12 protein-coding genes are annotated in these 12,150 nt (G+C 60.6%); 7 read left to right on the plus strand and 5 right to left on the minus strand.

Features of this window, described 5'->3' with window-relative positions; all coding sequences use genetic code 11:
- Window positions 1-336 precede the first annotated feature (336 nt).
- Window positions 337-855 carry a glycine cleavage system protein R gene (locus AB4P91_RS08125; RefSeq protein ID WP_042561426.1) on the plus strand — a complete coding sequence of 173 codons (519 nt, stop codon included), beginning with the start codon at window positions 337-339 and terminating at the stop codon, window positions 853-855.
- Between the two features lie 220 nt (window positions 856-1,075).
- On the opposite strand, the gene rarD is transcribed toward AB4P91_RS08125, so the two are convergent.
- From rarD to AB4P91_RS08150, 5 genes are all read right to left on the minus strand, one after another.
- The gene (gene rarD / locus AB4P91_RS08130; protein WP_395604608.1) at window positions 1,076-1,963 is read right to left on the minus strand and encodes an EamA family transporter RarD; all 888 of its coding nucleotides are present in this window, start codon (window positions 1,961-1,963) and stop codon (window positions 1,076-1,078) included.
- A 206-nt stretch (window positions 1,964-2,169) separates the two neighbouring features.
- A complete protein-coding gene (locus tag AB4P91_RS08135) occupies window positions 2,170-3,144 on the minus strand; it encodes a serine/threonine protein kinase (RefSeq protein WP_150593685.1) in 975 nt (324 codons plus the stop codon).
- Between the two features lie 166 nt (window positions 3,145-3,310).
- Entirely contained in the window at window positions 3,311-5,212 is a 1,902-nt protein-coding gene (locus AB4P91_RS08140; protein WP_395604609.1) for a PhoX family protein, read from the minus strand.
- 70 nt (window positions 5,213-5,282) lie between these two features.
- Window positions 5,283-6,047, minus strand: coding sequence for a TOBE domain-containing protein (locus AB4P91_RS08145; RefSeq protein ID WP_395604610.1), 765 nt, complete (start codon window positions 6,045-6,047; stop codon window positions 5,283-5,285).
- Window positions 6,048-6,238: 191 nt separating this feature from the next.
- Window positions 6,239-6,979 (minus strand): phosphoribosyltransferase family protein, encoded by a 741-nt coding sequence (locus AB4P91_RS08150; protein WP_395604611.1) that lies wholly within the window; start codon window positions 6,977-6,979, stop codon window positions 6,239-6,241.
- Window positions 6,980-7,070: 91 nt separating this feature from the next.
- On the opposite strand from AB4P91_RS08150, the gene bioB reads away from it, so the two are divergent.
- The 6 genes from bioB (at window position 7,071) to AB4P91_RS08180 (ending at window position 12,031) form a co-directional block, all read left to right on the plus strand.
- Window positions 7,071-8,126: a biotin synthase BioB gene (bioB, locus tag AB4P91_RS08155; RefSeq protein ID WP_150593689.1), complete on the plus strand. Its 1,056-nt coding sequence runs from the start codon at window positions 7,071-7,073 to the stop codon at window positions 8,124-8,126.
- A 115-nt stretch (window positions 8,127-8,241) separates the two neighbouring features.
- A complete protein-coding gene (gene bioF, locus AB4P91_RS08160; RefSeq protein ID WP_395604612.1) occupies window positions 8,242-9,420 on the plus strand; it encodes an 8-amino-7-oxononanoate synthase in 1,179 nt (392 codons plus the stop codon).
- Window positions 9,413-10,144, plus strand: a complete 732-nt coding sequence (locus tag AB4P91_RS08165; RefSeq protein WP_150597994.1) for an alpha/beta fold hydrolase — start codon at window positions 9,413-9,415, stop codon at window positions 10,142-10,144. Before bioF ends, AB4P91_RS08165 begins: the two co-directional genes overlap by 8 nt.
- Window positions 10,137-10,949, plus strand: coding sequence for a malonyl-ACP O-methyltransferase BioC (gene bioC / locus AB4P91_RS08170; protein WP_150597995.1), 813 nt, complete (start codon window positions 10,137-10,139; stop codon window positions 10,947-10,949). Before AB4P91_RS08165 ends, bioC begins: the two co-directional genes overlap by 8 nt.
- Window positions 10,946-11,626, plus strand: a complete 681-nt coding sequence (bioD, locus tag AB4P91_RS08175; RefSeq protein WP_150593693.1) for a dethiobiotin synthase — start codon at window positions 10,946-10,948, stop codon at window positions 11,624-11,626. Before bioC ends, bioD begins: the two co-directional genes overlap by 4 nt.
- 108 nt (window positions 11,627-11,734) lie before the next feature.
- Window positions 11,735-12,031 carry a pyrroloquinoline quinone biosynthesis protein PqqE gene (locus AB4P91_RS08180; RefSeq protein WP_395604613.1) on the plus strand — a complete coding sequence of 99 codons (297 nt, stop codon included), beginning with the start codon at window positions 11,735-11,737 and terminating at the stop codon, window positions 12,029-12,031.
- Window positions 12,032-12,150 lie beyond the last annotated feature (119 nt).

Consider the following 12,150-nt stretch of genomic DNA (forward strand, 5'->3'; position numbering starts at 1 on the left):
GACATCGATCCAGCGTTATGTAGTGCGCGCTGCGGCATACTACATGATGAGTTGCGCTTGTGAAAATCAGACTAATTACGTCGTTCTGCGACCCCATGACGCATTGCGGTCACGGCGCGGAACAGGATGTTCTCAAAAAACCATTGGATTGTTCCAGTTAAATATCGAAAGTTGTACACGATTTATCTTCGCGTCAGATCGGGCGGCGCCCACATGGCCGGCGCATCCCCTGTGGGAGCGGGCTTGCCCGCGAAGAGGGCAGTCGCTACGACGCCTCAGGCTTGCTTGCCTATACTTGCCCTTCCGTAACAAAAGTCATGACAAGAGGGCTGCGCCATGGACCATCTCGTACTCACTGTTTTCGCCCCGGACAAACCCGGGCAGGTCGAGCGCATCGCCCAATGCATCGCCGAACATGGCGGTAATTGGCTGGAAAGTCGCATGTCGCGAATGGCCGGGCAGTTCGCCGGAATTCTGCGGGTGGGTGTGCCGGCGGAGGCTTACGACGAATTAGTCGATTCCCTACAAGCACTGTCGACTCATGGCATTCGCGTGCTGATCGCCGAAAGCGGTATCGAGCAATCCTGCACGTGGAAACCGATCGCGATGGAACTGGTGGGCAATGACCGCCCGGGGATTGTGCGCGACATCACCCGCCTGCTGAGCGAGCAGGGCGTCAACCTGGAGCGACTGGTGACCGAAGTGCGCCCGGCACCGATGAGCAGCGAGCCGCTGTTTCACGCCGAGGCGATTCTGGCGGTGCCGTTGACGTTGTCGCTGGATGTCCTGCAATCGCGGCTGGAAACCCTGGCGGACGACCTGATGGTGGATCTGGTGTTACGCACAGAGGTTTAACGCTTGGGGTTATCCAGTTTAAACGTGCACCTGCCTGTGGATAACCTGTAGAGACTGCTCTCCAGGCCACGTCTACTGTGGCTCTGCGAGAGTTGATCAAAAAACCGCCAGCATTCAGTGACTTGCGCACAAACGGCGGGGATCACGCTGTGGATAACCTTGGGAAGGAACGCTATAGGCCGCGAGCAACGTGGCCTGTAGCTGTTTGTGCGTTTTTTGATCAGCTGCGTCGGCGCAAACTTATCCACGCATCGACGCTGTAGACGGCGAGGCCGGCCCATATAAAGGCAAAAGCGATCAACGTGCTCGATGACATGTGTTCACCGAACAACAGCACCGCTTGCAACAACACCAGCGTGGGCGCGATGTATTGCAGGAAGCCGATCGTGGTGTAGGGCAAATGCCGGGTTGCCGCGTTGAAACACACCAGCGGAATCAATGTCACCGGGCCTGCGGCGACCAGCCACCACGCTTGCGAAGTCGTCCAGAACTCGGGTTGGATACTGGTTGCGGTTTGATTGAACAGCAGCCATGCGATGGCAATCGGCACCAGCATCCAGGTTTCCACTACCAGTCCCGGCAATGCCTTGACCGGCGCCTGTTTGCGGATCAAACCGTAGAAACCGAACGTCAGCGCCAGCACCAGCGATACCCACGGCAGACTGCCGACTTGCCACACCTGCTGCGCCACGCCAATCGCCGCCAGCCCCACGGCGATCCATTGCATGCGCCGCAGTCGTTCGCCAAGAATCACCATCCCCAGCAGCACGTTGATCAGCGGGTTGATGTAGTAACCGAGGCTCGCTTCAAGCATGCGCCCGTTGTTGACCGACCACACATAGGTCAGCCAGTTGGCCGCGATCAACGTGCCGCTCAGCGCCAGAATCGCCAGACGTTTCGGGTTGTCGAGTAATTCGCGCAACCAGCCAGGGTGCTTCCAGACCATCAGCAGCAGCGCGCCGAACAGCGCCGACCACAACACCCGATGGATGATGATCTCGACCGCTGGTACTTCAGCGATGGCTTTGAAATAGATCGGGAACAGGCCCCAGATGATGTAGGCACTCAGGCCCAGGATGTACCCGCGGCGCGGGTTGGCAGCTTGCATGCAGAATCCTTGCTTAGGCAGCTAACAAAAGAGGGGATTGTAAGGAGGTTTGTCTAAGAATGCCGTAGTGCAATGGTCGGGAAATTGTGAACAGCGGACAATTGTGGGAGCGAGCCTGCTCGCGAAGGCGTCGTTTCAGTCAACATCAGTGTTGAATGTCAGTCCGTATTCGCGAGCAGGCTCGCTCCCACATGGATATTGGTGAATCAGAAAAGTTTCAGCGGTTCTTCGTTAAGCGCCGACAACTGCTCACGCAACGCCAACACCTGATCGCCCCAATAACGCTCAGTCCCAAACCACGGAAAGCTGTGCGGGAACGCCGGGTCATCCCAGCGCCGCGCCAGCCAGGCGCTGTAATGCATCAGGCGCAACGCGCGCAGCGGTTCGATCAGTGCCAACTCGCGCGGGTCGAAATCGTGAAACTCGTTGTAGCCGTCCATCAATTCCGACAATTGCCCCAGGCATTCCTGCCGATCGCCGGCAAGCATCATCCAGATGTCCTGCACCGCCGGGCCCATGCGGCAGTCGTCGAGGTCGACGATGTGGAACATCTCGTCGCGGCACATCATGTTGCCGGGGTGGCAGTCGCCGTGCATGCGGATGTTCTGATGCGGCGTGTTGGCGTAGACGTCTTCCACACGCTTGAGAAGATCGCGCGCTACCGATTCGTAAGCTGGCAGCAGGCTCTTGGGGATGAAGTTGCCTTCGAGCAGCGTGGTCAGCGAGGCATGGCCGAAGTTCTGCACGGCGAGGGCTTCGCGGTGTTCGAACGGCTTGGTCGCGCCGACCGCGTGAATGCGCCCGAGCAACTGACCGAGTCGGTACAACTGATCAAGATTGCCCGGCTCCGGCGCCCGGCCGCCGCGACGCGGGAACAGGGTGAAGCGGAAGCCTGCGTGCTCGTGCAGGGTTTCGCCGTTGTGGATCATCGGCGCGACCACCGGGATTTCGACATCGGCCAGTTCGAAGGTGAACTGGTGTTCTTCGAGGATGGCTTCGTTGGTCCAGCGTTGCGGTCGGTAGAACTTGGCGATCAGCGGTTCGGAGTCTTCGATGCCGACCTGATAGACGCGGTTTTCGTAGCTATTGAGCGCCAGAATGCGCGCATCGCTCAGGAACCCGATGCTTTCTACGGCATCGAGTACGAGGTCGGGTGTGAGGGTTTCAAACGGATGGGCCATGCTGACTCCTGCGCGCAGCAGGCTGCCGCGTCCGGCCCAGCATGGTAGCGCAGATGGCGGCGGGGGAGTTGGTTGGTGTCTGGTCGGGCCTCTTCGCGAGCAGGCTCGCTCCCACATTTGGGATGCGATCCCCTGTGGGAGCGAGCCTGCTCGCGAAAGCGGTTTATCAGGCGCCGACGACCCCGCCATCCTCACGGGTAATCGCCATCACCGAAGACCGTGGCTTGCCATTCGGCAGATGCTCAGGGAAGGTCGAACCGCCGTTCTCCCCCGGATGCTGAATCCCGACAAACAATGTTTTCTGATCCGGCGAGAAGCTGATCCCGGTGACTTCACAACCAATCGGCCCGACCATGAAGCGGCGAATCTCGCCGGTCTTGGGGTCAGCGCAGAGCATCTGGTTATTGCCCATGCCGGCGAAGTCCCCGGCGTTGCTCGAGTCGCCGTCAGTCAGAATCCACAAGCGTCCGGCCTTGTCGAAACCCAAGCCATCGGGGCTGTTGAACATGTTCTGCGGGGTGATGTTTTTCGAGCCGGCCTTCGGCGTGCCGGCGTGCACGCCCGGGTTGCCGGCGACCACGAACAGATCCCACGCGAAGGTCTTCGATGCATGATCGTCGCGGTCGGTGCGCCAGCGCAGAATCTGCCCGTAGACGTTCTTCTCGCGCGGGTTCGGCCCGCCCACCGGTTGCCCGTCTTCGCCGCGCTTGGCGTTGTTGGTCAGGGTGCAATAAACCTGGCCGTCCTTCGGGCTGACCACGATCCATTCCGGGCGGTCCATGCGCGTGGCGCCGACCACACTGGCGGCGAGGCGCGCGTGGATCAGCACTTCAGCCTGATCGGCAAAACCGCTGCTGGCATCGATGCCGTTTTTGCCGTGGGTCAGTTCGATCCATTGGCCCTGGCCCTTCGGGTGATCCGGGTTGCTGTCGCCGTTATCGAATTTGGCGACGTACAGGGTGCCGTGATCGAGGATGTCGCGGTTGGCTTTAGCGTTGCGGTGGTTGATGCGGTCGCGGCTGACGAATTTGTAGATGAATTCGCCACGCTCGTCGTCGCCCATGTACACCACGGCGCGACCGTCGTTGGTTTCGGCCAGTGCGGCGTTTTCATGTTTGAAGCGGCCCAGCGCCGTGCGTTTGACCGGGGTCGATTGCGGATCGAACGGGTCGATCTCGACCACCCAGCCATGACGGTTGAGTTCGTTGGGGTTCTTCGCCATGTCGAAGCGCGGGTCGTGAGGGTGCCAGTTGATCTCGCGGCTGGCGGCCGAGACGCCGTAGCGCTTTTGCGCCGCGTCGAACTGCTGCGAAGCGTTGCTGCTGCCGAAGACGTCGGTGAAGTTCTCTTCGCAAGTCAGGTACGTGCCCCACGGGGTTTTGCCGTTGGCGCAGTTCTGGAAGGTACCGAGGACCTTATTGCCGTGTTTGTCGGCGGCGGTTTTCATTAGGTCGTGGCCGGCGGCGGGGCCGGCGATGCGCAGCGGCGTGTTGCCATGGATGCGGCGGTTGTAACGCGAGCCCTGGACGAATTGCCACTGGCCGTTCTTGCGCTGCACCTCGATCACCGAAACGCCTTCGCAGGCCAGGGCCTTGCGCACGTCTTCGGCCGATTGCGGCATGCCGCCGTGCGGGTAGAGGTAACGGTAGTTGGTGTATTCGTTGTTGATCGCCATCAACGCGCGGTTTCTGTCGTCCGGGAAGGCGAACAGGCTCATGCCGTCGTTGTTGTCGCCGAACTGCACTTCCTGTGCGGCCGCGGTGCCATTGCCACTCGGGTCGAACGCCGGGCCATTCTTTTGCAGGGGCTGGCCCCAACTGATCAGCACTGAAGATTTGTAGCCTTTAGGCAGACTGATGACATCTGTGGTCGCCGCGGGAATGCTTTCGAAGCCGAGCAGACTGCTGTTGCCAGCACTGACGCCGGTGGCCAACGCGCTGCGGCTCAGGAGGCTACCGCCCAGGAACATCGCTGCGCCACACAGTGCACCGGCGCCGATGAAACCGCGACGGCTGAGTCCGACCATTTTTTCCAGATCAGTCGATTGGTTTTCTTCTAATAGGCTCACATCAGGCTTCCTGCTTGGTTTTGGCAGTCACCTTAATGAGCGTCGATGACGCTTTTGTTGCAGGCCGCGATTAAAGTGACGTGCCGAGCAGAACATTCGAAGGTGAAAACTGCACGTGCACCGGTTGCCCCACTGCCAGCTCACGGTTGCGCACGTCCTGCGGTTCGGCCAGTGCGCAGAGGGTGTGGCCGTTGGGCAGGGAAATCCGCACTTCGCTGGGGCCGTCGTCGGCGTCGAGAATCACTTCGATGGTGCCCTCAAGAATATTGTGCCCTGGCGTTGCCGGTTGATCGCTGACCAGCAATTCGAGCCAGCCGGCCTTGATCAGCGCCACCACTTGCGAGCCGGTTTGCAGCTCCAGATGCACGGTGCTGTCGTGGGTGATTTGCGCGTCGAGGCACAAGCCTTCGGCCAGCTCCAGACGAATCAGGTCATTGCGCCCCTGAGCCTTGATCGCCACGACTTGGCCGTGCAACTGGTTGCGAGCGCTGGTGCGTAGCATCAAGCGACCGAGCAGGTCGAGGTCGCTGGCGTCTTCAGCGGCTTCCAGCACCTGCGCTTGCAAGGCTTGCAGCTTTTGATAGAGGCGCAGCACCCGTTGACCTTCGCTGGACAGTTTGGCGCCGCCGCCGCCCTTGCCGCCGACGGCACGCTCGACCAGCGGCTTTTGCGACAGGTTGTTCAGCTCATCGATGGCGTCCCACGCCGCTTTGTAGCTCAAACCTGCGCTTTTCGCTGCACGGGTGATCGAGCCCTGTTCGGCGATGTGTTGCAGCAAGGCAATGCGCTGCGGACGACGGACAATGTGCTGGGAGAGCAGGGAAGGCATGGACATGAATGGGGGGCTTTTTGGCTGTGGCGGTGGAAGGTGAAGTTGGCCGCTTGCGCTGCGAGAGTCAAGCCGTGCGCAATTCCCTGTGGGAGCGAGCTTGCTCGCGAAAGCGGTGTGCCATTCAACATTGATATTGGATGTACGGGCCTCTTCGCGAGCAAGCTCGCTCCCACAGGTTTTTCTGGTGAATTTGATTAAGTGGCTTGACCGGGTTTTGGCGTGCGCGCCAGGCAATACACGTCGACCCTTGCGGCGCCTGCATTCATCAATAATCGTGCAAGGGCCTGGGCCGTGGCGCCGGTGGTCAAAACATCATCAACCAACGCCAGATGCCGACCTTTTACGTGCGCATCTGTCGTCAGGGCAAAGGCATTACGCAGGTTGCGCTTGCGCGCCTTGGCATCAAGATCCTGTTGGGCGCTGGTGTCCTGAATCCTGCGCACGACATTCTCCTCGCAGGGCAAATCCAGCTGCCGACTCAACCAGCGCGCCAACATCGCTGCCTGGTTGAATCCGCGTTGACGCAGCCGTTTAGCGGCCAATGGCACCGGCAACAACGCATCGGGGCGCGGCAAGTCTTCATCGAAGCGATGTTGCAGGTATTGGCTGAGAACGTCGGCGAGCAGATGACCAAACGGCCATTTCGCGTTGTGTTTAAAACGGGTAATCAAACTGTCCACCGGGAAGTCGTAGCGCCATGGCACGGCGACCTGTTCGTACGCCGGAGGCTCTAGCAGGCACCCTTCGCAAGTCAGACCGGCCGTGGCCAGCGGCAATGCGCAGGTCTGGCAATGCTCGCCCAGCCATGGCATCTCGGCTTCGCAGGCGACGCAAATTGGCATTTCTGCTTCTGCTGGCTCATCGCACAATAAGCAGCTCTGTACGTTTTTTAAACAGATGTAAACCTGATCTTTGTCTCGTGGTTGACAGCGCATGACACTTCCTTAAATATGCCGAACATCCGTGTAGCGCCTGTGGGTATTCCGTTCCCGCAGCCGCCAGCCAAGCATAACCAAGGAAATACCCATGAGCGCGAGCACCACCGCCACCCTGCGTCACGACTGGTCATTGGCCGAAGTCAGAGCCCTCTTCGTACAGCCATTCAACGACTTGCTGTTCCAGGCGCAGACGGTGCACCGCGCGCATTTCAACGCCAACCGCGTTCAAGTCTCCACGCTGCTGTCGATCAAGACCGGCGCCTGCCCGGAAGATTGCAAATATTGTCCGCAGTCCGGTCACTACAACACCGGCCTGGAAAAAGAAAAGCTGATGGAAGTGCAGAAAGTCCTCGAAGAGGCTGCCCGCGCCAAAGCCATCGGCTCGACGCGTTTCTGCATGGGCGCGGCGTGGAAGCATCCGTCGGCCAAGGACATGCCTTACGTGTTGAAAATGGTCGAAGGCGTCAAAGCCATGGGCCTGGAAACCTGCATGACCCTCGGTCGTCTCGATCAGGAACAGACTGCAGCCTTGGCCAACGCCGGCCTCGATTACTACAACCACAACCTCGACACCTCGCCTGAGTTCTACGGCAGCATCATCACCACCCGCACGTACAGCGAGCGCCTGCAAACGCTGGCCTACGTGCGTGAGTCGGGGATGAAGATCTGTTCCGGCGGCATTCTGGGCATGGGCGAGTCGCTGGATGACCGCGCCAATCTGCTGATCCAGTTGGCCAACCTGCCGGAGCATCCCGAGTCGGTACCGATCAACATGCTGGTGAAAGTCGCCGGCACGCCACTGGAAAACGCCGAGGACATCGACCCGTTCGACTTCATCCGCATGCTCGCCGTGGCGCGCATCCTGATGCCGCAATCCCACGTGCGGCTGTCGGCCGGCCGCGAAGCGATGAACGAGCAGATGCAGGCTCTGGCGTTCTTCGCGGGCGCCAACTCGATTTTCTACGGCGACAAGTTGCTGACCACGGCCAACCCGCAGGCGGACAAGGACATGCAACTGTTTGCGCGTCTGGGCATTGCGCCGGAAGCCCGCGAAGAGCACTCCGACGAAGTGCATCAGGCCGCGATCGAACAGGCGTTGGTGGAGCAGAAGAGTACCGAGCAGTTCTACAACGCCGCGGTGTAAAGACTTGCGCAAACTCCTCTGAAGGAATGCAAACCCCTGTGGGAGCGAGCCTGCTCGCGAATGCGGTCGGGCTCGCTCCCACAGGGGATCTGTCTATTTGAACATCGAGGCCTGCATGTCTTTCGATCTCGCCGCACGCCTTGCTGCCCGACGTGCCGAAAATCTCTACCGCCAGCGACCGCTGGTGGAAAGCCCGCAGGGGCCTGAGGTGGTGGTCGACGGCCAGCCATTGCTGGCGTTCTGTAACAACGACTATCTGGGCCTGGCCAATCACCCGCAGGTCATCGAAGCCTGGCGCGCCGGTGCCAAGCGTTGGGGCGTGGGCGGCGGGGCGTCGCATCTGGTGATCGGCCACAGCGGCCCGCATCACGCGCTGGAAGAAGCACTGGCTGATCTCACCGGTCGGCCGCGCGCGCTGCTGTTTACCACCGGTTACATGGCCAATCTCGGTGCGGTCACCGCGCTGGTCGGGCAGGGCGATACGGTGCTGGAAGACCGGCTCAATCACGCCTCGTTGCTGGATGCGGGACTGTTGTCCGGCGCGCGCTTCAATCGTTATCTGCATAACGACGCGGTGAGTCTGGCCAAGCGACTCGAGAAGGCCACCGGCAATACGTTGGTGGTTACCGATGGCGTGTTCAGCATGGATGGCGACCTTGCCGATCTGCCGGCGCTGGCCCGTGAGGCCAAGGCCAAAGGTGCGTGGCTGATGGTCGACGATGCCCATGGTTTCGGCCCGTTGGGTGCTAATGGCGGCGGTATCGTCGAGCATTTCGGCTTGAGTCAGGACGACGTCCCGGTGCTGGTCGGCACGCTCGGCAAGGCCTTCGGCACGGCGGGCGCGTTCGTCGCCGGCAGCGAAGAGTTGATCGAAAGCCTGATCCAGTTCGCGCGTCCGTATATCTACACCACCAGCCAACCGCCGGCGCTGGCCTGTGCGACGTTGAAAAGTCTCGAACTGCTGCGTAGCGAACACTGGCGTCGAGAGCATTTGCAGACGCTGATCCGCCAGTTCCGTCGCGGTGCCGAACAGATCGGCCTGGCGTTGATGGACAGCTTCACCCCGATCCAGCCAATCATGATTGGCGATGCCGGCCGAGCTGTGCGCCTGTCGCAGATGTTGCGCGAACGCGGCTTGATGGTCACCGCGATCCGTCCACCGACCGTGCCTGCCGGCAGTGCACGTCTGCGCGTAACCCTGACCGCCGCCCACAGCGAGGCGCAGGTGCAGCTATTGTTAGAAGGACTGGCCGATTGCTTTGCCCAACTGTCGTCGGAGCCCAGCCATGCGTGATCGCCTGATTCTGCTGCCCGGCTGGGGCCTCGGTATTTCGCCGATGGAGCCTTTGGCCGCTGCGCTCCAAGGGCTCGACGAGCACCTGCACGTCGAGGTCGAGCCGTTGCCGGAACTCGACTCCTGCGACCTGCAAGACTGGCTCGATGACCTCGATGAGCGCATTCCTCAAGACGTGTGGCTCGGCGGCTGGTCGCTCGGCGGGATGCTCGCTTCCGAACTGGCAGCGCGCCGGGGCGACAGGTGTTGCGGCCTGCTGACACTGGCGAGCAATCCTTCCTTTGTTGCTCATGAACAATGGCCGAGCGCGATGCCCGGCGAGACCTTCGATGCGTTTCTTGCCGGTTGCGCTGCTGATCCACGGCTGACCCTCAAACGTTTCTCGCTGCTGTGTGCTCAGGGCGCGCAAGACCCGCGCGGCTTGTCGCGGCTGATGCTCGGCGGCGCACCGAATACGTCGTCGTCGGCACTGATGGCCGGACTGGAGTTGCTCGCGCAACTGGATACACGCGAAGCGTTGCAGGCGTTTCGTGGCCCGCAGTTGCATCTGTTCGCCGGGCAGGACGGATTGGTGCCGGCAGAGGCGGCGGGCGAATTGTTCGCCCTGTTGCCGGATATTGAAATTGGTCTGATCGAACAGGCCAGTCATGCGTTTCTTCTGGAGGACCCCCATGGAGTGGCGGGTGCGATCCAGGCTTTTTTACATGAGTGCGGTGATGACTGATTTGTCCCATGCGGCGCTGCCCGGCGGCTTGCCTGACAAGCGTCAGGTCGCGGCCTCTTTCTCCCGCGCGGCGGCCAGCTACGACAGTGTCGCCGAGTTGCAACGTGATGTCGGTACACAGTTGCTGCAGCGCTTGCCGGCGGATTTCGTGCCGTCGCGCTGGCTGGATCTGGGCTGCGGCACCGGGTATTTCAGTCGTGCATTGGCCGGGCGTTTTGCCCATGGCCAAGGGCTGGCGCTGGACATTGCCGAGGGCATGCTTGATCACGCGCGTCCGTTGGGGGGGGCCGAGCATTTCATCGCCGGTGATGCGGAGCGTCTGCCGTTGCGCGATTCAACCTGCGATCTGATCTTCTCCAGCCTTGCGGTGCAGTGGTGTGGGCATTTTGATGCGGTGCTCAGTGAAGCTTTCCGTGTGCTGAAGCCTGGCGGTATTTTCGCGTTTGCTAGTCTTTGTGTCGGGACATTGGTTGAGTTGCGCGACAGCTGGCGTCAGGTCGATGGTCTGGTGCATGTGAATCGCTTCCGCGAGTTCGCGCGATATGAACAGTTGTGTGCGGCCAGTGGCCTGCGCACGGTGAGTCTGGAGAATCAGGCGCATGTGCTGCATTACCCGGATGTGCGCAGTTTGACCCATGAGCTGAAGGCGCTGGGGGCGCACAATCTGAATCCTGGTCGCCCGGGTGGATTGACCGGGCGGGCGCGGATTCTGGGTTTGGTCGAGGCTTACGAGCAGTTACGACAGGCGTCGGGGTTGCCGGCGACTTATCAAGTGGTCTACGCCGTGTTGGAGAAACCCGTATGAGCGCAGCCTATTTCATCACCGGAACTGACACCGACGTTGGCAAGACGACAGTCGCCGCCGGATTGCTGCATGCGGCGCGTTCGGCAGGGTTGAGCACCGCGGCGGGTAAGCCGGTTGCCTCCGGGTGCGAAGTCACGCCCAAGGGTTTGCGCAACTCGGATGCCTTGGCCTTACTGGCCGAATGTTCGTTGCCGCTGAGTTATCAACAGGTCAATCCGATAGCGTTCGAGCCGGCTATTGCTCCGCATCTGGCGGCTCGCGAGGCCGGTGTCGCGCTGACGGTGCAAACGCTGCTGACACCGATGCGCGAGATTCTGGCGATGAATGCAGATTTCACCCTGATAGAGGGCGCGGGTGGCTGGCGGGTGCCGTTGGCAGATCAGGACAATCTCTCGGATTTGGCGATGGCGTTGAACCTGCCGGTGATTCTGGTGGTGGGTGTGCGGCTGGGTTGCATCAGCCATGCGTTGCTGACAGCCGAGGCGATTGCCCGAGATGGCCTGCAACTGGCGGGGTGGGTGGCGAATATCATCGATCCGAAGACTTCGCGGCTGGAGGAGAATCTGGCGACGCTCGCCGAGCGGATTCCCGCGCCGTGTCTTGGCCGAGTGCCCAAGCTCAAGGCATTGAGCGCCGAAGCGGTGGCTGAGCATTTGCAACTTGATCTGCTCGACTAAGGTTTTGCCTATGGGCAGGCACTGTGCCATTAGTGTTTTTGACGGGTGTTTTTCTGGCGCCTCTGGTTCAATGGCGACTATTGATCCTTCCCAAGGATGAGACCTGTTATGGAAATCTCCGGTAACACAGCTTTTTATGCGGGTTTGAGCTCGATTCAGACCGGGCAGAATCGCGTCGATCAGGCGGCCAGCCAGATCGCCAACAACACCATTGAGCGTTCGGTCACCAGCCAGTCTTCGCAAGTGCAGGTCGATCGTCTGCGTGGACTGGATCGTGCGCAGCAGTCAGATGTAGCGAGCAACATCGTCGAGATGTCTCAGGGCAAGTTCCAGGCTGAGCTGGGCGTGAAAGTCGTCAAGGCATCCGACGAAGTGCTCGGTACGATCATCGATACATTCGCCTGATTTTCATTGCTTCCATCATGCTGAACGCCGCGCATCGTCGCGGCGTTTTTCGTTGTAAGTCCTTCTCGCTCAACTAATCTTCTTTTTATCGTCCATGACTCGATCGAGTCGATGGCGGT

This window comes from Pseudomonas sp. B21128 (assembly GCF_044218865.1).
Taxonomy (GTDB): Bacteria; Pseudomonadota; Gammaproteobacteria; order Pseudomonadales; family Pseudomonadaceae; genus Aquipseudomonas; species Aquipseudomonas iridis.